This window comes from Microbulbifer weihaiensis, assembly GCF_048323715.1.
In the GTDB taxonomy this organism is placed as follows: Bacteria; Pseudomonadota; Gammaproteobacteria; order Pseudomonadales; family Cellvibrionaceae; genus Microbulbifer.
On the sequence record NZ_JBLWFL010000001.1, the window covers coordinates 537,699 to 558,856 of the forward strand.

Consider the following 21,158-nt stretch of genomic DNA (forward strand, 5'->3'; position numbering starts at 1 on the left):
CTACTTGTGCAGATAAATCAGGAAACGGCGAATATACCGCATTTGATGCGGTTTATGTGGCTCAATTAAATAGATTCTTGCAGGCAGAGCCGGCCGATCATGCCGCGGAGGACTTCAACCATGGGGTTGATCCGCTCGAGTCCCAGGTATTCATCCGGCTGGTGCGCCTGATCGATATCGCCCGGGCCGAGTACGATGGTCTGCATGCCCAGCTGCTGCAGAAAAGGCGCTTCGGTGGCGAAGGCCACGCTTTCCGCACTGTGTCCGGTCAGTGTTTCTGCAACCTTCACCAGTTCCGATTGCGCGGGCTCTTCGTAAGCGTCCACGTCGCCGATCAGTGGTTCCAGGGTGAAGGAAATCTTTTCCCCATGGATCGCCTTGTTCAGTCGCTGGTGCAGCTCACCGCGCAATTCATCCATGGGCATCCCCGGCAGGGGGCGCAGGTCGAATTGCAGTTCGGTGTGGCCACAGATGCGGTTGGGGTTGTCGCCGCCATGAATACAGCCGAGATTCAGGGTAGGCACCGGCACCGCAAAACCGGGGTTTTGATAGCGCTGCTGCCACTCGCTGCGCAATGCCAGGATTTCTCCTACGGCGCCGTGCATGGCCTCCAGTGCACTGGCCCCATAGTTGGGGTCAGACGAGTGGCCCGCCTGCCCGGTGATGCGCAGTGCGTGCATGGTCATGCCCTTGTGCATGCGAATCGGTTTGAGGCCGGTGGGCTCGCCGATGACTGCATAGCGCGCCTTGGGCCTGCCTGCCTTGACCAGCGCGCGGGCGCCAGCCATGGACGTTTCCTCGTCGGCGGTGGCCAGAATAATCAGGGGGTGCTGCAGCGGCTTGTCGACGAACGCTTTGGCCGCTTCGATGGCGATGGGAAAAAAGCCCTTCATGTCTGTGCTGCCGAGACCGTACAAGCGGTTGTCGCGCTCGCTCAGCTTGAACGGGTCGGACTGCCAGCGGTTGTCGTCGTAGGGCACGGTATCCGTGTGGCCCGCGAGTACCAGGCCGCCATCGCCACTGCCGAGGGTGGCGATCAGGTTCGCCTTGTGCGGCTGGCCTTCGATGGGCATGATTTCCACCCTGAACCCGAGGGTTTCCAGCCAGGCCGCCAGCAGGTCGATTACGCCGCGGTTGCCCATGTCCAGTTTCGGGTTGGTGGCACTGACGCTGGGGCTTGCCACCAGCTGGTGCAATTGCTGCTGCAGACTGGGCAGGGTGCGCGCATTCATAGTCAAAATCCTTATGGGCTGTCGCGATGTTTTCCGTTGCGGGCTCTACTGTGCCATTCACTCAACACGACCGCCAGAACAATGATCACTCCTCCGGTCGCCAGCCGCACAAGGTTGGCGTCGCGATTCCAGATCATCAGGTTTACCAGTAATCCGGCGGGGATCAGCGCATTGTTCATCGCGGCCAGGGTTCCGGCAGAAACCTGGGTGGCGCCCTTGTTCCAGAGAAAATAGCCGAGTCCTGAAGCGACTGCCCCCAACCACAGTAAAATACCCCACTGCACGCCGGTGCCCGGAAACTGCGGCTTGCCCAGTATCAGCCAGGCAGTCGTGGCGACGAGGCTGGCACCAATGAAAAACCAGCCAAAGGTCTGGCGCGGTGCCAATGTCTGGCCACGGCCGTAGGCGGATTGCATAAACTGCTTGTAGGCCACCTGACCCGTGGCGAAACACAGGTTAGCGCCCTGGACGACGAAAAAGCCCAGCCAGTAATCACCACTGAGGGTGTCCCAGCGGATGATGGCGGCGCCGGCCACGGCCGTCGCGGCGACCAGCAGATTCCAGATTGAGAACCTGCGCGCCAGCAGGTCGTAGATCAGGGCAATGTACACCGGGGTGAAAATGGTGAACAGCAGGACTTCCGGCACGCTCAGCAACAGAAATGACTGGTAGTAAAACAGGTACATCAGCCCGAGCTGCACCGCGCCAATGGCCATCAGGGTAAATGCCGTTCGCGGTGGCGTGCGCCAGTTCAGGAATGGCAGAAAAACCAGCGTGGCGAGCAGCACGCGGGTAAGCACGGAGAAATAGCTGTCCACCTGGCCGGCGAGATAAACGCCGATCAGGCTGAAAGAAAATGCCCACAGCAGGGTGACTAAAATCAACAGAATCATGGGGAATAAGGTGTGTCAGTGAGTATGCCTACAGATTACAAACGGCTGGAGGCGCTGGCGCAACTCTGTGAGCGATTGAAGAAAGTGCGCGCGTTCAGTTTTTCCGCGAGCAACGGCCCGGGATCCAAAACCAATTGGCGGGGGCATGGTCGTGGGGAGGTTGCGGTTACCTGTCAGGGTGCGCATATCGAGTTTGCCGAAGTGGCGCAGTTTACTGACGCGGACGGCCACAAAGTCGAGCTGCAAAACCGCTACCGCTGGATCCGTTGCCTGGATTCCGTGCGGCTCGAGCACCTGCGTCGGGAAGAGCCGGTATTGCTGTTCAATCTGGTACCGGTCACCGAGCACGGCTTCCGACACCAGGCGCCACACCTGTGTGGTGAGGATACCTATACCGCTGAACTGTTGATGCACGACGATGAAATTGAGCTGATCTGGCAGATTCATGGGCCGCGTAAAAATGAGCGGCTGCATTACCATTACTGGTAGCCCCTCTTTCCATTCCTCGAGTCCTCCGACGTTTCCTTCCGCTGCCGATATCGCTCCACTGCTTTTCTCTTGAAAACGGGTTACTCTCAATCCTTTTTTAATTTGGCGCGTTTTTCTGCGTCAATCAAACAGTCAGCCCAGCCGCTGTCCACTGAACGCGGGGAGAAATCGCCATGCCGACCAAACGCCAATTATTGAAAGCCGCCGCACTGCTCGCGGTTACCCCGGGATTACCGCTGCGCGCAGCGGCTGAGTCTAACGTCTCGGGCGAGGCCAAAAAGCCTGAATCCCAGCTTGCGGGTATTCAGCCGATCAGTGTCGCCGAGCGTCAGGCCCGGGTCGCGCGCGCCCAGGAGCTGATGCAGAAATCCGGTATCGACGCCATCGTGCTCGAGCCGGGTGCTGCGATGCTGTATTTCACGGGTATCCGCTGGTGGCGCTCCGAGCGACTGACCTGCGTGGTCATCCCAAGGCGTGGCGAGCTGGCGGTGGTAACGCCGTTTTTCGAAGAACCCTCTGTGCGCGAGTCCATGACCTTTGGCGAAGACGTGCGCACCTGGAACGAGCACGAGAGCCCGTTCGAGCGCGTGGCGGGGGTGATGAAGGATCGCGGTTTCAAGTCCGGTGTGATCGGCCTGGAAGCCTCTGTGCGCTGGTTTGTGGCTGACGGTATCCGCGGCGCACTGCCGGCCTTCAGGCTGGAAAGCGCGGATCCGGTGACCCGCGGTTGCCGGATGATCAAAAGTCCGGCGGAACTCGCCCTGATGAAAAAGGCCAACGAAATCACCCTGGCGGCCTACGGCAAGGTATACGAACAGTTGCGCCCGGGAATGACACCGGCAGACGTCAATGGCCTGATGCGTGAAGCGCAGACGGCTCTGGGCGGGCAGGGTGTCTGGACCATGGCGCTGTTTGGCGAGGCTAGTGCCTACCCCCATGGTACGGATCAGCCACAGCAGATCCGCGAGGGGCAGATCGTCCTGATGGATTGCGGGTGCAGTGTGGAAGGCTATCAGTCGGATATTTCCCGTACCTTCGTTTATGGCGAGCCAAGCAAGAAACAGCGCAAAGTCTGGCAGCTGGTGCGCGAGGGACAGGACGTGGCGTTTGCCGCGGCAAAACTGGGCGCTCCGGCGGGCAGTGTTGACGATGCCGTGCGGGCCTTTTATCTCAAGAATGGCTTCGGTCCCGACTATCGCTTGCCGGGCCTCTCCCACCGCACCGGCCACGGCATTGGTATGGAAGGGCATGAACCGGTGAATTTTGTGCGCGGTGAAAACACCAAGCTGGTGCCGGGAATGTGTTTCTCGAATGAACCGGGCCTGTACCTGCCGGGCGAGTTTGGGGTGCGCCTCGAAGACTGCCTGTATATGACCGAAGACGGGCCGGCCTGGTTTACCGTGCCCCCGGAAAGTATCGCCAAGCCTCTGGGGCGCTTGGCTTGAATGAAGGCGGTGCAGGCGGGTAACGCCTGCACCGCAACAGTTAAAGGGAGATTTCACCGCGCAGGTAGGTTACCGCCCGCCCGCGCATCAGTACCCGCTCACCGGATAACTCGCAGTCGAGCTCGCCGCCGCGAGGGGAGATCTGTTTGGCGTTGAGGCGGGTTTTATCCAATCTGTCGGCCCAGAAAGGCACCAGCCGGGTATGCGCGGAGCCGGTTACCGGGTCTTCATCGATACCGATGGCGGGAGCGAAAAAACGGCTGACAAAGTCGCAGTCATATCCATCGCCCGGCGCGGTACAGATCAGCCCCTTGTAGGGCAGCTTCAGCAGTGCGCGCATATCTGGTTCCAGGCTTGCCACTTCAGCAGCACTGGCAAATTCCAGCAGCAACTGATCATCGGAACCTGGAACCTCCAGCGCCAATATTGGCTGTGCGCCAAGTGCCTGTGCGTATTCAGGGTTAAGGGGAATTTCCTGGCTGCGCTGCGCAGGGAAGTCCAGGGGCAACAGGATGCCTTCCTTACGAACGATCAGTTCACCGCTGCGGGTATGGAAGTGAATTTCCGCTTCACTGAATCCCAGTTCAGTCCACAGCAGGTGTGCGGTTACCAGGGTGGCGTGGCCGCACATGGGAACCTCCTCACCGGGAGTAAACCAGCGCAGCTCGAAGCCGCTGCCCTTGGGTACCGTAAACGCCGTTTCCGCAAGGTTGTTCTCCGCGGCAATTTCCAGCATCAGCTCATCCTCCAGCCACTCAGTCAGTGGAACGTAGGCGGCCGGGTTGCCTTTAAACAATTCGGAGGTGAAGGCGTCAGCCTGGTAGATGGGCAATTGCATCGGAGTTTCCTTCTCACATGGGCAAAAAAACAAATAAAAAAGGGAGCGCAAGGCTCCCTTTTTAACAGCTGCGGACAGCCGGTTCCATGGTCAGGCGATGCTTACCACCCAAACACGCCCTTGAAGAAGAAGAAGAACAGGATCGCCAGACCGGCGCCGGCGGGCAGGGTGACTACCCAGGACGCGACGATGGTGGTGATCATGCGCAGGTTCAGGGCGCCAATGCCGCGGGCCAGGCCTACGCCGAGTACCGCACCCACCAGCGTGTGCGTGGTGGAAATCGGCAGGCCGGTACCGGAAGCCACAACCACGGTGGAGGCCGCACCCAGCTCGGCGGCGAAGCCACGGCTGGGGGTAAGCTCGGTGATCTTGCGGCCGATGGTGGCCATGACCTTGAAGCCGTAGGTAGCCAGGCCCACAACGATACCCGCGCCCCCGAGCAGCAGAATCCAGGAAGGCATGGAGGCCTTTGCGGTTACTGCACCCATCTGTACGGTGTTGACCACTGCAGCCAGCGGGCCTACCGCATTCGCCACGTCGTTGGAGCCGTGGGCGAAGGCCATGGCACAGGCGGTGAATACCATCAGGATCGCGAACACTCGCTCCACGTTGGCAAAACGGTTTTCGCGCTCGCGCTCCGGATCCCGCTTGATACGCTTCAGCATGGCGATACCCACGCCCATCACGACCAGGCCTGCGAGGCCGGCGATCAGCGCGTCCTGCCAGAAGCTCAGGGAAATATTGGCATCCTTGAGCACGTGCTTGAGGCCCTTGGTCAGGGTCACCATGGCGATCATCCAGCCCACCGCAAACATGTAGAACGGGATGTAGCGCTTGGCGTTGGTGAAGGGATCCTCGGTGTTGAGGATCAGGCGCTGCACGCTGCGGAACAACATGAAAGAGATGGTGCCGGCGAGCACGGGTGAGACCACCCAGCTGGCGACGATACTGCCCACCTTGCTCCAAGCCACAGCATCCGCCGAGATGCCCACAGCGGAAAAGCCGACGATGGCGCCCACAATCGAGTGGGTGGTGGAAACCGGCCAGCCCAGGATACTGGCAATCATCAGCCAGGTACCGGCGGCCAGCAGTGCCGAAAGCATGCCGTACACCAGCAACTCCGGGCTGTCAGTGAAGACATCCGGCGAAATAATGCCTTTGCGGATGGTGGCGGTAACCTCGCCACCGGCGAGATAGGCACCGGCAAACTCGAAGATCATGGCGATGATAATCGCCTGCTTGATCGTCAGTGCGCGGGAGCCCACCGAGGTGCCCATGGCGTTGGCGACGTCATTTGCGCCCACACCCCAAGCCATGAAGAAACCGAAGACACAGGCCAGAATCAGGAAAATGTGGCCGTACTGGTTAATTATTTCCATCGTGCTTTCCTCTTTAACGCGCTAGCAGCAGCTGCAGGCGGTTACCTACTGCGTGGGCGCGATCTGCGAGGTCGCCGACCCATTCGATGACACGGTAGAGGAAGATCACGTCCACCGGTGGCAGTGTTTTCTCAATCTGGAACAGCGCAGAGCGGATTTCCACTTCGAGCTTGTCGGATTTGCGCTCGAGTTCGTCGAGCTCTTCGGTCATGCGCTGGGCAATGTCCACTTCGCGGCCGGCAAAGCCACTTTCCAGCAGCTCGTCGAGTTCGTTGATGGCGGTCAGCGCCTGGGCGGAAGCGGCTACGGCGCTCTCAACGAAAATCTGCATCTGCTCCCGCATTGAGTCCGGCACCTGCATCTGGCGGCCGATGGCGAGACCGGCGATGTCCTGTGCAGTATTTGCGACTTCATCCTGGGCATGCAGCAGTTCCAGCAGGTCAGTGCGGGAGACTGGCATGAACAGGCTGTCTGGCAGGTGCAGGCGCAAGTCCCGCTTGATGTCGTCCGCGCGGTTCTCGCTCGCGGAAATGCGTTGCTGGAGGGTTTTGGCCGTGCTGAAGTCGCCCTTCATAAGGGCGTCAAAGAAGGGCACCAGATCCGCTGACGCTTTGTGGGCAGTCGCCATGTGTTCCTTGATCGGCTTGATCGGCGAGCGGCCGAACAGGTTGGCGATGTTGGACAGGGGCATGGTCTGTTCCTTTTTCCGGTCCTGACAGGTTGAAAATTGACCGCTGGGGCGGCCGGGTGGCGGCATGGTACCCCAAGCTGTGCAAAGGTCACAGTGACCTGTTGGTTCAGCCGTTAATCCTGCACTTTTTCCGCTGGCTAATAGAGCTACAATGCGCCTTCACACTAAGCCTAGACGGCGAATCAAGACTGCAGCATAAACGGGGATAGCGTATGGCGAGCAGACTGGCGGATCGGGTACTCGACCTGCACGGGCTATTGGAAGATCTGGTCGGCCAGGGGTTCGTAAGCCGGCAGGATGCCAACCGCCTGATCGGCACCCCGCGCACGGCGGAGCAGGCGCAGATGCACCCGCTCACCTATATCGCCAGTTGCGAGCTGGAAAACCAGAAAGCGCCGGGCAAGCTTCTCGAGGCTGGCGCGCTGACCCAGTGGCTGGCGGAGTCTTCCTCCCACGGCCTGTACCATATCGATCCGCTCAAGGTGAATGTGGCGGCGGTCACCGAGGTGATGAGTTTCCAGTTTGCCAAGCGCCACCAGATCCTGTGCGTGGAAGCGAGCAAGGACTCCCTGCTGGTGGCGACGGCACAGCCCTATACCCATGGCTGGGAGGAGCAGCTGGAGCACACCAGCGGCCGCTCTGTGCGGCGGGTGGTGGCGGATCCGGCCGATATCAAGCGCTATGCCACCGAGTTCTATTCGCTGGCCAACTCCATTTCCGGTGCCAGTGGCCTGAAGGGCAGTTCAGGCGCCAACAACTTCGAACAGTTGCTGGAGCTGGGCAATCTCAAGGACCCGGAAGCCAATGACCAGCATATCGTCAACATCGTCGACTGGTTGCTGCAGCACGCGTTTGATCAGCGTGCCAGTGATATCCATATTGAGCCGCGGCGGGATATCGGGCGTATCCGCTTCCGTATCGACGGGGTGCTGCACCCGATCCACGAGCTGCCGGACCAGGTCAACGCTGCGGTCACCAGCCGCCTGAAGATCCTCGGGCGCATGAACGTGGCGGAAAAGCGCAAACCCCAGGATGGCCGTATCAAGACCAAGCGCCCGGATGGCAGCGAGGTTGAACTGCGTCTGTCGACGCTGCCCACGGCGTTCGGTGAGAAGCTGGTGATGCGGATTTTCGATCCGGAGGTGCTGGCGCGCTCCTACCACGACCTCGGCCTCGGCGGCGAAGACCTGGCGCGCTGGCAGAAAATGCTCGGTCGCCCCAACGGTATCGTGCTGGTCACTGGCCCCACCGGCTCCGGTAAAACCACCACTCTGTATACCGCGCTCAAACAGCTGGCCTCCAGTGAGGTCAATGTGTCCACCATCGAGGATCCGATCGAGATGGTGGAGGAGAGCTTCAACCAGACCCAGGTGCATCACAGCATCGGGCTGGATTTTGCCGCCGGTATTCGCACCCTGATGCGCCAGGACCCGGACATCATCATGGTGGGCGAGATCCGCGACCTGGAAACCGCGCAGATGGCGGTACAGGCGGCGCTTACGGGGCATCTGGTGATCTCGACCCTGCACACCAACGACGCGCCCACCGCCGTGACCCGCCTGCTGGACCTGGGTTTGCCACACTACCTGTTGAAGTCCTCTGTGCTCGGCGTCATGGCCCAGCGCCTGGTGCGGACACTGTGCCCCAGCTGCAAGCGCAAGGCGGACATAAGCGATGAAGACTGGCAGGCACTGGTGAAGCCCTGGAAGGCGCCCAAGCCGGAGGTGGTGTACCAGCCGGACGGGTGCCTCGACTGTCGCAACACCGGCTATCGCGGCCGCCAGGGTATCTACGAGATATTGCCGTTTACCGAGGCGGTTCAGGCTCTGGTCACTCACGACTGCGACCTGCAGCTGGTGCGCCGCCAGGGGATGCGCGAGGGCATGAACAGCCTGCGCTTGTCGGGTGCGCGCAAGGTTGCGGCGGGCATCACCACTGTGCAGGAAGTGCTCAGGGTGGCGCCGCCCCCGGATATCGCGTTCTGAACGGGTTGTCCGTGGAATAAAAAACCCGCGCAGAGCGCGGGTTTTTTATTGGCAGGCGACTTTCGGTCAACTCTGGGCGCCATCGTCGGCTACCGCCTCCGATTCACCCTCCGCGGTCTGCTCGCTGTCTTTCCGCTCCACCAGCACCAGGTCTGCAAATCGCTGTGGAACCACGCGATCAAAATCGTGCTTGGTGATTTCAAATACCTGTGCGCGGTCACTGCGGCGCACGAAGTATTTGTCATCGGCCTGGGCGAAATAATAGCGAAGCTCGCCAGAACCGGACTGCACCAGGATTTCCGTTTCCTCCACCTGCGGCGCTTCCGGCACCGGCGCAGTGATACGCAGTGTTTCCAGTGCCGCGGCCAGGCTGCGCACCTTGCCGGAATCCACGGCCGGCGCTTGCTGTTCACTGCCGTTTCCGGTGCCGGCCTCAATGCTGGTTTTGGCAAAGCGCCAGCCGTCGTCGCCCTTTTCCAGGGCGTAGTCCGGGCCCTGGATTCGCTCGAGCGCTCCCGCGGCCAGCAGGGAGGTATCCAGCCAGCTGTCTGCCTTGGCGGGCAGGTCGAAGCTGTTTAACTCCACCGCGTAGATGGCATCGTCATCCGCGCGGCGCAGGTGCACTTTGCGGAATCCGGGCGAGGTTCCGAGGTAGAGCTCGAGTGCCGGCTCACTGTCCTCACCGGTATAAAGCTTGAGGCGTTTGCGGAACTTCTCTTCCGCCACCTCAAAGCGCTCGCGAGCGCTGCTGCTGGTGGCCACCGGCCAGATGCCCTTGAGTGCGTTGAGCTTGTCCAGCAGGGTGTCGAGCTTTTCGCCGTTCACTGGCAGGTCGAGCAATCCCGGCAGCTGCCACTGGCCATCCACTCGGGCTAGGGTCACGCTGTCATCGTCGCCGGTGATCTCCAGCCGTTGCAGTTGCTCCGGTTCTGTCTGCACCAGGAGCGCCGGTTGCGCGGCGGCCTGTTGCTGCGCACTGGCGTCCCAGAACAGGCCGGCTGCCAGCACCAGCTGCAGGGCCAGTACGCCACTCAAAGCTTTTTGCAGATTCTTCACGGTTCAGTTCCTCCTCAGCCGGCCAGCAGCTGTTGATAGCGCTGCTGGCGGGCGCGGTTGCGCATTGTCTGGATCAGGGCCACCAGGCCCAGCGCCAGCAGTGCGCAGATGTAGTTCAGGGTTTCCCAGAACAGGCGGCTGTCCTGCTCCATCGGTGGCAGGGTGCGGTTGAAGTGGCTGCGGGCGCGGATGCTCAGCAGGCCCGCGTCCTCCAGAGACCAGTCCACACTGTTGGCCGCCAGCTGCAGGGTGTTGAGGTAGTCGCCGCCAGCGGCCGCACCGCTCATGCGCACTACCTGGTCGCGCAGGAAGTCGTTGGATGCGAACAGGATGATGCGTGCGGATTCCGGAGAGCGGGTGATCTGGCCGGGCAGGTTTTCCAGTTTGTGGCCACTGTCCGGGCTGTCGGAGTCATCATCTTTTACCTCCTCCTGCGGCTGCTGTACGAGGGGGGACGGCTTGCCGGCAAAGTAGGAGTCAAAGCGCCCGGTACTCGCCACGCCGAGGAGGCGCGACTCCCGTTCGCCCTCCGGGGTGAAGGCACTGATCCGTCCGTCCACATAGCGCGGCATCACATTGGTACTGCTGGACTGCCAGGATTCTGCAGAGCTCTGCAGCAGCGGGGTGACGCTGCGCTCGGCAGACTTTTCCGCATTCACACGAATCGGCGATGCCCAGCTCAGGGTGGCCTGGGGCAGGTTGGCGGTGATGGGGTTGTCGCCATTCAGGCCCGCGCCACGCACATCGATAAAGTAGGGGTAATCCAGCATGCGCAGCTCCTGCAGCTGGAAGCCCCCAACGTTGCGGGTGACCGGCACCGGGAAGGCGCTGTTCTGCGGATCCAGTACCAGCGTGTCGTCGATCTCGAGGCCCATGTGCGCGAGCCATTGCTCAAGGCCGCTGTTGACCCGGTTCAGGCTGAGGCTGCGGTTCGACAGGTTGGCGCTGTAGGGTGAGGTGGCGGCGATCACGGTGCCGCCCTGCATCAGGAACTGATCCACCGCATAGAGGGCTTTCTCGCTCAGGTTGCGCGGCGACAGCAGCATCAGGATATCGGCGTTGCCGGAGACGCGCCCATCACTCAGATCCTCGCGCTCCACATTGAGCTCAGTGCCGAGCAGGGTTTCCAGCTGGCTGAAGCGGGCGCCGCCGCCCATGCCGTGGCTGAAGTCGTCGGCCGGGGTCACCAGCGCCACGGTTTTGGTGAAACCGCTGGCAAAGCGCTTGATGCCCGCTTCCAGATTGCGTTCGAAGGTGTCCGCGCTCAGGTCATCCAGCGGAATCTGTACCACCTGCTCGTCCCGCGCCAGGGTCAGGTAAAAATAAAATGGGCGCCCGACCAGGCTCGCAGCCATGGGCTGGAAACCGTAGTCCTCGGCGATCTGCCGGGCGATCTTGCCACCGTCCGCTTCCGGGTCGATGAACTCGGCGCTCAGGCGCTCCCCCGAACTGGCCTGCATGTTTTCCACGGTTGCGCGAATGGACTGCTTGAACTCGGCCAGCTGCTGCGGCAGCTGTTCGTCGGCGGAGACATAGGCGGTGAATGCCAGCTTGCCCTGTACCGTGTCGAACAGGTTGCCCTGGCTCTGGTAGCTCTGCAGCACTTTTCGGATCGCGCGGGTGAGGTCGTATTCCGGATTGCGCAGCTGCACATCGATATCAGTTTCGCGCTCCGCGTTGACTTCGATCAGGTCGCGGAAGCCGAGCACTTCGTATTCATCCCCGTACTGCACCAGCACGTCGAAGTAGGAGCTGACGATGGCGGCCTGATAGCGATCCGCCACCTGGAAGGGCACAGGGGCGATACCGTATTTCCGGTTGGCCTCTTCTTCCAGCTCTGGTTCCCGGGTGGGATCGATAATTTCAACCCGCACGCGACCGTCACCCGCCACTTCGTATTCGCGCAGCAGGTCGCGCATCTGCGGAACCAGCGGCGCCAGCAGGGGGTGAGTTTTTCCACTGAAATAACCGCGGATCAGCAGCGGCTCCTGCAATTGTTTCAGGTATTGCTCGGTAGCCGGGGAAATGGAATAGAGGTTGCCCTCGGTGACATCCGCGCGCAGGGTTTTCAGCTGCCCGAGCCACAGGTTGGCACCGAGCGCGTTGATCACCAACAGGGCGGTGACTGTGTGCCAGGCCTGGCGGTGCTTGCGGTCGCCGCCAATGGCCCAGCGTTCGCGCTCCAGTACCAGCGTGTTGAAGGACAGGAATACCGCGCACAGGCTCAGGTAGTAATACAGGTCCGGCAGGTCGATCACGCCGCGGGTGATCGCGTCAAAGCGTGCGCTGGTACTCAGGCTGCGCAGCCATTCGCCGGTGCTGTTGCCGAAGAAGTCGGTGAGCAGCGGTGTGCCGAACAGATAAAACACCCCACACAGGGCAGAGGCTGCGATCAGGCTGACGATCTGGTTGCTGGCGCGGGCCGACACGAACAGGCCGATGCTGATATAGGCGGCCCCAAGCAGGAAGGTGGCGAGGTAGCCGGCCCACACCGGCCCCCAGTCCAGTTCGCCAATCAGCGCCACGGTGACCGGCAGCGGAATCGTGATGGCGAGCGCAACGCCCAGCAGTGCCAGGCAGGCGACAAACTTGCCCACGACAAACTGCCACAGCGGTGCGGGCTGGGTAAGGATGTGTTCCAGCGTGCCCTTGGCGCGCTCCTCACTCCACAGGCGCATGGTGAGTGCGCTGCAGAGGAAAATCAGCAACAGCGGCATCCACTCAAACAGTGGGCGCACGTCGGCTATATTGCGCGCGAAAAACGCTTCGCCCCAGAAAAACACGAACAGGCTGATGGCGGCGAAGGTGGCGAGAAACAGGTACGCCACCGGCGAGGCGAAAAACAGGGTGAGTTCTTTTCCGGCCACGCGCTGTACCCGTTTTTTTCCGCTGACCGGCATTGTGTGTTCAGGCCGCATGGTTCACTGCCTCCGATTGTTTTTGTTGTTGATCCCGGGTGTTGTCCATGACCTGGCGGAACAGGCTTTCCAGGTCTCGCTGCTCCGGCTGCAGGCGATAGAGTTCACCGCCTGCGGCAATCAGGGTGCGGGCGATGACCGCGCTGGCACTGCGCAGGTTGGTACCTTCGCTGAGTGCGATGCGGAATTGTCCGGCGGTGTGCATCGGCTCGATGCTATCGAGTCCCTCATCCCTGCCCAGGCGACCGAGGACTTCGCGGGCGTCGGTGGCGGACGTTTCGAGCAGGATGCTGTTGGTGCGGCGCAGGCGTTCGAGCTTTTCGTCTACTGCGAGGTGACCGCCGTGAATAATCAGCACCCGGTCACACAGGGCTTCCACCTCCTGCATGATGTGGGTGGAGAGAATGACGGTGGCTTCGCGCGCGATATCTTTGATGAGGGCGCGCATCTGTCTTGTCTGGGTGGGGTCGAGCCCGTTGGTGGGCTCGTCGAGAATCAGCAGGCGCGGGCGGCCGAGAATGGCTTGTGCGACGCCGACGCGCTGCTTGTAGCCCCGCGATAGCGTCTGGATCCGCGTGTGCAGTTTTTCAGTGAGCGCGGTTGCCTTGATGGCACGGCGGATTTCGTCGATTTTCTCCCGGCCTTCGAGGCCCTTCAGGGAGGCCGCATAGTCGAGGTAGTCGGCTACGGACATCTCTCCATATACGGGCAGGCTTTCAGGCAGATAGCCCAGTTGCCGCTGCAGGGTCTTGGGCTTGTCGGCCATGCTGATGCCATCAATTTTTACGCTGCCGGTGTCCGGTTCCAGGTAGCCGGACAGCATTTTCATGATGGTGGTTTTACCGGCGCCGTTGTGGCCGAGCAGGCCGACAATTTCGCCTTTGCCGATTGTGAAGCTGACGTCGTCTACGGCCTTGAAGTCGCCATAGCAACGACTGAGGTGGGTGACTTCCAGCACCTTGTCCTCCTTTTGCTTTGGTTGTCAGGGGTTGGACTGCTTAACGGTTTCCTTGTTAGTGCCGCAGCCGGGTGCCCGGGCAGATTCTGCAGGGGCAAAACCTGCCCGGGGGCTGTAAGAGAACGCCCCGTTACTGTGGAATCAAAGCGCGGTACCCGGCAGCGGTTCTGGCGTTGAGCACGAAAAAAGAACGCCAACTAGCTGGTTGGTGGCGGACGCGAAACAGGCAGGTAGATGGGCAGGCGTCGCAAGGCGCGACGATAGGTCGTCGCGAGCTGGGGGTGCTTTGTGTAATCAGTCGAAATATTCATTGCTTGTAAAACGGATTGGCCCGCAATAAAAACAAGTTTCAGACGAAAGATCGCTTGGTATTTATCGTCGCTTAGATAGGGACGTGTAGTGAAAAGTTCAAGGGGCGGGGCGGCACCGGGTGAAGAATGGGGTGGCCGCCGGTGTACACTTGGGTTCTGCTCTCTTTAAACTGGCTTTGCTGTAGGGAATTTTGATGGAGTCGCCAATGTCGTTGATGGAAAACTGCCCGCCAAAACACCAGGAGATTTTTGCCCAGAGATGGGGTACTTGGTGTGCCGCTGTGGGGCCGGAGCAGGTGGCAGCGGTAGAGGCACTGCTGGGGGATGCGCAATCTGCGCAGGCGCTGGTGCGAACTTTTGTTGGCTCCGATTTTTTTGTGCAGCAGAGTTGCCGCCAGCCGGGTTTACTGGCGCAGTTGCTCGAGCAGGCGGATTGTGGACTGGCTGTACTGGAACTGTCCGAGCTGGAAACCGAGGATCAGTTGGAGCGCGCACTGCGCCAGTTGCGCAACCGGGTCAATTGCGAGGCCATCTGGCGGGACTTTGCCGGCCAGTGGGATATCCCCGGCGCGTGTGCGCGGCTGACGGCGCTGGCGGAAGTCACCATTCAGGGCGCACTGGACTGGCATCGGCAAAAAATGGTGGAGCGCCACGGTGAGCCGCGCAGCCGCACGGGTGAAATCCAGCCGATGATCGTGCTCGGCATGGGCAAGCTGGGTGCGCGCGAGCTGAACCTGTCTTCGGATATCGACCTGATCTTTGCCTACCCGGAGCCCGGGCAATCGGATGGGGACAAGCCCCTGGAAAACCAGGCGTATTTCCAGCGCCTGGGCCAGCGCCTGATCAAGTCCCTCGATGCAGTCACCGCGGATGGATTCGTTTTCCGGGTAGACATGCGCCTGCGCCCCTATGGCGACAGTGGCCCGCTGGTGAGCCACTACGCTGCGCTGGAGGATTACTACCAGACGCAAGGCCGGGAGTGGGAGCGCTATGCGATGATCAAGGCGCGCCCGGTGGCCATGGCCGGCGAGGGCGCCGCGGAAGCCGCGGAAGAGTTGATGGAGCTGCTGCGGCCATTTACCTACCGTCGCTACATCGATTTCAGTGTGATTGAGGCGCTGCGGGAAATGAAAATCCTGATCCAGCGTCAGGTACGCGCGCGCGGTCTGATCGACAATATCAAACTGGGGCGTGGTGGAATCCGCGAGGTGGAATTTATCGCCCAGGCGTTTCAGCTGATCCGCGGGGGACGCGAACCGGCGCTGCGAGAGCGCAATATCCTGAACATATTGCCGCAGCTGGAAGAGGGTGGACACTTGCCGGAGGGAGCTGCAGCGGAACTGCGCGGAGCCTACCTGCTGTTGCGGCGGGTAGAGCATGGCCTGCAAGCGGAGCGCGACCAGCAGACCCAGACCCTGCCGCCGGAAATGGAGCGCCGCGAGCGCCTGGCCTTTGCCCTGGGTTACCGCGACTGGCCTGCACTGGAAAGCGAACTGATTGCTGCGCGCACGGTGGTTGAGCGGGAGTTCGATGAGGTCATCGCGCCGCCGGAAGAGAGCACGGAAATTTCCGCCACTGATCGCTGGCAGCTGCTGTGGGCCGGTTGCGAGCGCGAGGAAGAGCGCGACAGCTGGCTGGAGCAGTTGCACGAAGGCGGCTTCCAGCCTGCCGCCAAGGCACTGGAAGCGCTGGTCAATTTGCGCAGTGACCGCATTGTGAACGCACTGCCGGCATCCGGGCGCGCGCGTCTGGATCAGACCATGCCGTTATTGCTGGCCGCCGCTTCCGATGTTGGCGAGCCCTTACTCGCGCTTGAAAGGGTGACCCCGCTATTGCGTTCCATTTTGCGCCGCAGTGCCTATCTGGTACTGATCAATGAAAACCCCCCGGTACTGGCCCAGCTGTTGCGGCTCTGCAGTGCCTCTCCTTGGATTGCCGAGCAGCTGGCGCGCCACCCGATACTGCTCGACGAGATGCTCGACCAGCGTCGCCTGCTGGAGCCCTCCACCGCCCAGGACATCGCCGACGACCTGCGCCAGGAAATGTTGCGGGTGGATGAAGACGACCTGGAAGCGCAGATGGAAGCCCTGCGCCTGTTCAAGCAGGGGCAGAGCCTGCGTATTGCCGCTCAGGAAGTCACCGGTGCCCTGCCGCTGATGAAGGTCAGCGACTCGCTGACCTGGCTGGCCGAGGCGATCCTGCAGCAGTCGCTGGTGCTGGCCTGGCAGCAGGTCACGGAAAAGCACGGTGCGCCGGCTGGCACCAGTGCGGACGACATGCGTTTTGCCATTGTCGCTTACGGCAAGCTTGGTGGGCTGGAGCTGGGGCACGGCTCCGATCTCGATATCGTCTTTGTCCACGACGCCGAATCCCAGCAGTACACCGACGGTGAGCGCGCCATCGACAACCTGAGTTTTTACACCCGCCTCGCCCAGCGCCTGATTCATATCCTGCAGACCCGAACCCTGAGCGGGCCACTGTATGAAGTGGATACGCGGCTGCGCCCCTCGGGTAATTCCGGGCTGCTGGTGACGTCACTGACCGCGTTTGAAAAATACCAGCGGGAAAGTGCATGGACCTGGGAGCACCAGGCGCTGGTGCGCACGCGCACCGTGGCTGGCAGCGAGCGCCTTGGCAAAGACTTTGAAGCGCTCCGGCTTAAATTGCTTTGCGAGCCGCGAGACGAGCAGAAATTGCGTGAAGAAGTGGTTGCGATGCGCGATAAAATGCGTGCGCAACTGGATAAGAGCAATGATCAGCAATTCGACCTGAAGCACGGACCGGGCGGTATTGTCGATATTGAATTTTTGGTTCAATATGCAGCTCTGGCCTGGGCGCAACGCGCGCCATCCATCGTGCGATATACCGATAATATTCGCATCCTTGAGAGCCTCACCGAGGCAGGCCTGATGCCGGCCCACCAAGCCGGGCATTTGATCGACGCCTACAAAGCCTACCGATCTGAAGGTCATCGCCTGGCATTACAACAGCAGCCAGGGGTTGTATCCGGTGACCAATTCGACGCGGAAAGAAAGACCGTTGTAACAACTTGGCAGCAGATACTGGGTTGAGCCACCTGCCGGATGGCTGTTGCTCCCCGGATATGTTCCGCTGCCCGATTAAACTGTTTTTCATCAGGCTCTGTGCTGTAGGAGCCTGCCTGCAGGCGAAAAGGTTCGATCCGGCATTGACCGTTCCACCCCTTCCCCAGGCCGCTCCTACAGAGTGCAAAATAGAATTCTTGTAGGAGTTTCCCATGTCTTTTGCCGATCGAGACGGCGTTATCTGGTTTGATGGTGAGCTGGTTCCGTGGCGCGATGCCCGGGTGCATGTACTCACCCACACACTGCACTATGGAATGGGCGTGTTCGAAGGCGTACGCGCCTACGAGACGGCGGATGGCGGCACCAGTATTTTCCGCCTGCAGGATCACACCCGCCGCTTGTTCCGTTCTGCCAAGATCATGAATATGCCGATGCCGTTCGACGCTGAACAGCTGAATGAGGCGCATCGCCTGGTGGTGCGTGAAAATGGTCTCAAGGAAGCCTACCTGCGTCCGATGGTGTTTTACGGATCTGAAGGTATGGGACTGCGCGCTGACAAATTGCAGTCCCACGTCATCGTGGCGGCCTGGGAGTGGCCGAGCTACATGAGCCCGGAAGCCCGTGAACTTGGCATCAAGGTGAATACGTCGTCCTACACCCGCCACCACGTCAATATCGCCATGTGCAAGGCGAAGGCGAACGGCAACTACATCAATTCCATGCTGGCGCTGCAGGAAGCGATCCGCAATGGCTGCGAGGAAGCACTGCTGCTGGATCCTGAAGGCTATGTGGCTGAGGGCAGTGGTGAGAACTTTTTCCTGGTCAGCGACGGTGTCATCTACACCCCGGAACTGACTTCCTGTCTCGACGGTATCACCCGCAAGTCCGTCATCCAGCTGGCGGAAGAGTGCGGTTACAAGGTTGTGGAAAAACGGATTACCCGCGACGAAGTCTATATTGCCGACGAGGCCTTCTTTACCGGCACCGCGGCGGAAGTGCTGCCAATCCGCATGCTGGATGGACGCACCATCGGTGCGGGCCGTCGCGGCCCGATCACCAAGCGCCTGCAGCAAATGTACTTTGATGCGGTACAGGGCAAGAGCTCCGCGCATATGGGCTGGCTGAGTGATGTGCATGAAACCTGCGCGCCGGTTCAGGCCGCCTCCGCCTGACATTCTGCTGACCCTATAAAAAAGGCGGAAACCGCAAGGTTTCCGCCTTTTTTTGTTCCGGGAATACCGGTCGGCTCTGGGCAGGTAACGCTTACTGGGGGCGTACCACTTGCGGGCGGCCAACGCAGTAATAGTCGAAACCCGCTTCCGCCATGTCCAGTGGGTGGTACAGGTTGCGGCCGTCAAACACGACGGGCTCACTCAGCGCATCGCGCACGGTGCCGAAATCGAGGGTTTTGAACAGCTGCCACTCGGTGGCGATGATCAATGCATCCGCACCGGCCAGGGCGCTGTCGCGGGTGCCGCACAGTTGCAGGTCATCGCGGCTGCCGTAGATGCGCTCGCACTCCTGCATGGCTTCCGGGTCGAAGGCGCGCACCTTGGCCCCCATCTGCCACAGGTTTTCCATCAGTACCCGGCTGGGTGCCTCGCGCATATCGTCAGTATTCGGCTTGAACGACAGGCCCCACAGTGCAAACGTCTTGCCGCTGAGGTCGCTGCCGTAGCGCTGCACAATCTTGTCCAGCAGGTAGAGCTTCTGGCTGGCATTGCGGTTTTCCACTGCATTGAGTACCTGCGGCTCGATGCCCAGCTGCGCGGCAGTGGTTTTCAGGGCCTGTACGTCTTTCGGGAAACAGGAGCCGCCGTAGCCGATACCCGGGTAAATAAAGTGATAGCCGATGCGTGGATCGGAGCCGATACCCTGGCGCACCGCCTCGATGTCGGCACCGACGCGATCGGCGATCACGGCCATTTCATTCATGAAGCTGATTTTGGTGGCCAGCATGCAGTTGGCTGCATACTTGGCCAGCTCCGCACTGCGCACGTCCATGACAATCACCTTGTCGTGGTTGCGGTTAAACGGGGCGTAGAGCTGGCGCATCTTCTGCTCGGATGCGTTCTCCGAGGTGCCGATAATGATGCGATCAGGCTTCATGCAGTCGGCTACCGCAGAGCCTTCCTTGAGGAATTCCGGGTTGGAGATCACATCAAATTCCAGGTTCAGCGCATTGCGCTCCGCCAGGGTGCGGGTCACTTCTTCGCGCACCTTGTCTGCGGTGCCAACCGGAACCGTGGATTTGTTGATGATGTATTTCTTGCCGTTCATATGCTCGGCAATAGTGCGGGCCACGGTGAGCACATAGCGCAAATCCGCGGATCCGTCTTCATCCGGTGGGGTACCGACCGCAATGAAAATCAGCTCACCGTGGGCCACGCCGGCGGCGGCATCAGTGGAAAATGCCAGGTTCCCGGATTCATTGTTGCGCTTGACGATCGGCTCGAGCCCCGGCTCGAAAATGGGGATATGTCCCTGCTTCAGGCGCTCAATCTTGTTCTCATCGATATCGATGCAGGTTACACGGTGGCCCGCTTCCGCAAGTACTGCGGCCTGTACAAGTCCGACGTATCCGGTTCCAAACACGGTCACGTTCATGGGTTGTGTTCTCCATTTTCTGGCCGCCTATGTGCCGCTGACCTGGCATATAAAAGCGTATTTCAAAGGGTAATTATGACAGCTGCCTCAAGCACAAGGCGAGCCTGTTGTGCGCCGGGCGTGGATTACCGTGGCGCCCATACATAATCGTGGGTAAAGGGTACTTCCGTAGCTGCCTCGACGATGTACTGGGCGTACAGGGTATTGTTGATTTCCCGGTGGAAAAATGCCCGGCAATTGGAAGCCCAGTGCTGGCGCTTCGCATCGTCGCAGTGAAATTCGGCTACCAGTTGCTGCAGCTCCGACTCATCGCGGAAGTAGACCAGTGTTTCACTGGGCATGAACTCGTCAAATCGGGCGGCAGCGTGGGTAAATACCAATAATCCATTGCCGGCCATTTGCGCGATGCGCGCCGAGGAATACCACTGATAGCCTTCCTGGCGATTGAGGTTCAGCCCCATTTTACTGTGTGCCAGTTTGCGTTCGTAATCCCGCCCCCACAGCGTGGGCTGGTCGAACATGCCGGGGGTATGGAAGCGAAACCCCTCCGGCAGGGAGTTTTGCAAATTGGATACCAATTGCCCCCGCTGTGTATGCTGTTGCGATTTGCTGCAGAACAGCAGGTCTGCTTCCAGGGCCGGGTCATCGGTGGGCAACCGGCTGGTATCCGCACTATCGATGCTGGGATCCACCGGATTTGGCATGTGCCAGAGGCTGGCCCGCTTGCCTGCGAAGATGTCCAGCGCCTCGGGGCCGGTCGACACGAACATGGCATCGGCGACTTCGCAGCGGGCGTCGATATTGGCCGCATTCCTGGGCACGAACAGAGGATCGTTATTGCAGGCGGCGAGGACAATATCCGGGTGGCGCCGGCGGATTTCGGCAAAAGTGCTGTTCTCTATCAGATCGCAATGACCAAAGATGATCAGCTCCGGCTCAAAGGCTTCTACGGTTTGCAGTAACCGCAGGTTGGTTTTCTTCTTGCCGAGCTCGCGAATGCCGAGTGGCGCCTCGAAAGCGGCTACGTCCCGGTCGCTGAAGGCCAGAACATTGTGACCGGCCCGTATCAAGCCTGTATAGAGCTTGAGTGCCCAGCTGACCCTGATGTGCCCATACTTGCGTTGCTGGTGGTTGTCGATGTGAAGAATGCGCATAGGTATAGGTTCGAAAGGCCAGCAGTACCGGTATGCCTTATCGGCGGGAAGGTGTATCGGGCGAAGTTGGTCAGTTGTCGGGCATTATACCGGCGGTCCCCCGCGGTTCAATTGTGCCGGCACGAACCGGTGGCCCAATCGCTGTATTAGCACCGATA

General features: G+C 60.5%; 15 protein-coding genes. 5 read left to right on the plus strand and 10 right to left on the minus strand.

The window, feature by feature from the left end; all coding sequences use genetic code 11:
• Window positions 1-65: 65 nt before the first annotated feature.
• Complete coding sequence (gene argE, locus ACNKU7_RS02330) at window positions 66-1,232, minus strand: acetylornithine deacetylase (protein ID WP_418295346.1); 1,167 nt, start codon at window positions 1,230-1,232, stop codon at window positions 66-68.
• A gap of 11 nt (window positions 1,233-1,243) precedes the next feature.
• Entirely contained in the window at window positions 1,244-2,125 is an 882-nt protein-coding gene (locus ACNKU7_RS02335; RefSeq protein ID WP_418295347.1) for a DMT family transporter, read from the minus strand.
• Between the two features lie 24 nt (window positions 2,126-2,149).
• On the opposite strand from ACNKU7_RS02335, the gene ACNKU7_RS02340 reads away from it, so the two are divergent.
• Together ACNKU7_RS02340 and ACNKU7_RS02345 are read left to right on the plus strand one after the other, a co-directional pair.
• Window positions 2,150-2,614, plus strand: coding sequence for a DUF6314 family protein (locus ACNKU7_RS02340; protein WP_418295636.1), 465 nt, complete (start codon window positions 2,150-2,152; stop codon window positions 2,612-2,614).
• A gap of 173 nt (window positions 2,615-2,787) precedes the next feature.
• The gene (locus ACNKU7_RS02345) at window positions 2,788-4,059 is read left to right on the plus strand and encodes a M24 family metallopeptidase (RefSeq protein ID WP_418295348.1); all 1,272 of its coding nucleotides are present in this window, start codon (window positions 2,788-2,790) and stop codon (window positions 4,057-4,059) included.
• 40 nt (window positions 4,060-4,099) lie between these two features.
• Here ACNKU7_RS02345 and ACNKU7_RS02350 read toward each other — a convergent pair whose 3' ends face one another.
• The 3 genes from ACNKU7_RS02350 to ACNKU7_RS02360 all read right to left on the minus strand — a co-directional run bounded on the left by ACNKU7_RS02350 (window position 4,100) and on the right by ACNKU7_RS02360 (window position 6,967).
• Complete coding sequence (locus tag ACNKU7_RS02350; RefSeq protein ID WP_418295349.1) at window positions 4,100-4,897, minus strand: PhzF family phenazine biosynthesis protein; 798 nt, start codon at window positions 4,895-4,897, stop codon at window positions 4,100-4,102.
• A 101-nt stretch (window positions 4,898-4,998) separates the two neighbouring features.
• Window positions 4,999-6,276, minus strand: a complete 1,278-nt coding sequence (locus tag ACNKU7_RS02355; RefSeq protein WP_418295350.1) for an inorganic phosphate transporter — start codon at window positions 6,274-6,276, stop codon at window positions 4,999-5,001.
• A gap of 13 nt (window positions 6,277-6,289) precedes the next feature.
• The gene (locus ACNKU7_RS02360; protein ID WP_418295351.1) at window positions 6,290-6,967 is read right to left on the minus strand and encodes a TIGR00153 family protein; all 678 of its coding nucleotides are present in this window, start codon (window positions 6,965-6,967) and stop codon (window positions 6,290-6,292) included.
• 212 nt (window positions 6,968-7,179) lie between these two features.
• On the opposite strand from ACNKU7_RS02360, the gene tfpB reads away from it, so the two are divergent.
• Entirely contained in the window at window positions 7,180-8,952 is a 1,773-nt protein-coding gene (tfpB, locus tag ACNKU7_RS02365) for a type IV pilus assembly ATPase TfpB (protein ID WP_418295352.1), read from the plus strand.
• A 66-nt stretch (window positions 8,953-9,018) separates the two neighbouring features.
• Here the strand turns inward: tfpB and ACNKU7_RS02370 are convergent, their stop codons facing one another.
• The 3 genes from ACNKU7_RS02370 to ACNKU7_RS02380 are packed head-to-tail and all read right to left on the minus strand — an operon-like array spanning window position 9,019 to window position 13,884.
• Window positions 9,019-10,008, minus strand: a complete 990-nt coding sequence (locus ACNKU7_RS02370; protein ID WP_418295353.1) for a DUF4340 domain-containing protein — start codon at window positions 10,006-10,008, stop codon at window positions 9,019-9,021.
• A 14-nt stretch (window positions 10,009-10,022) separates the two neighbouring features.
• On the minus strand, window positions 10,023-12,875 hold the full coding sequence (locus tag ACNKU7_RS02375; protein WP_418295354.1) for a Gldg family protein: 2,853 nt from the start codon (window positions 12,873-12,875) through the stop codon (window positions 10,023-10,025).
• A 40-nt stretch (window positions 12,876-12,915) separates the two neighbouring features.
• A complete protein-coding gene (locus ACNKU7_RS02380) occupies window positions 12,916-13,884 on the minus strand; it encodes an ABC transporter ATP-binding protein (protein ID WP_418295355.1) in 969 nt (322 codons plus the stop codon).
• A 517-nt stretch (window positions 13,885-14,401) separates the two neighbouring features.
• On the opposite strand from ACNKU7_RS02380, the gene glnE reads away from it, so the two are divergent.
• Both glnE and ACNKU7_RS02390 read left to right on the plus strand, forming a co-directional pair.
• Window positions 14,402-17,266 (plus strand): bifunctional [glutamate--ammonia ligase]-adenylyl-L-tyrosine phosphorylase/[glutamate--ammonia-ligase] adenylyltransferase, encoded by a 2,865-nt coding sequence (glnE, locus tag ACNKU7_RS02385; protein WP_418295356.1) that lies wholly within the window; start codon window positions 14,402-14,404, stop codon window positions 17,264-17,266.
• Window positions 17,267-17,451: 185 nt separating this feature from the next.
• Window positions 17,452-18,411: a branched-chain amino acid transaminase gene (locus ACNKU7_RS02390; RefSeq protein WP_418295357.1), complete on the plus strand. Its 960-nt coding sequence runs from the start codon at window positions 17,452-17,454 to the stop codon at window positions 18,409-18,411.
• Window positions 18,412-18,502: 91 nt separating this feature from the next.
• Here the strand turns inward: ACNKU7_RS02390 and ACNKU7_RS02395 are convergent, their stop codons facing one another.
• Both ACNKU7_RS02395 and ACNKU7_RS02400 read right to left on the minus strand, forming a co-directional pair.
• On the minus strand, window positions 18,503-19,846 hold the full coding sequence (locus tag ACNKU7_RS02395) for a UDP-glucose dehydrogenase family protein (protein WP_418295358.1): 1,344 nt from the start codon (window positions 19,844-19,846) through the stop codon (window positions 18,503-18,505).
• Between the two features lie 125 nt (window positions 19,847-19,971).
• A complete protein-coding gene (locus ACNKU7_RS02400; protein ID WP_418295359.1) occupies window positions 19,972-21,000 on the minus strand; it encodes a glycosyltransferase family protein in 1,029 nt (342 codons plus the stop codon).
• Window positions 21,001-21,158: the final 158 nt, after the last annotated feature.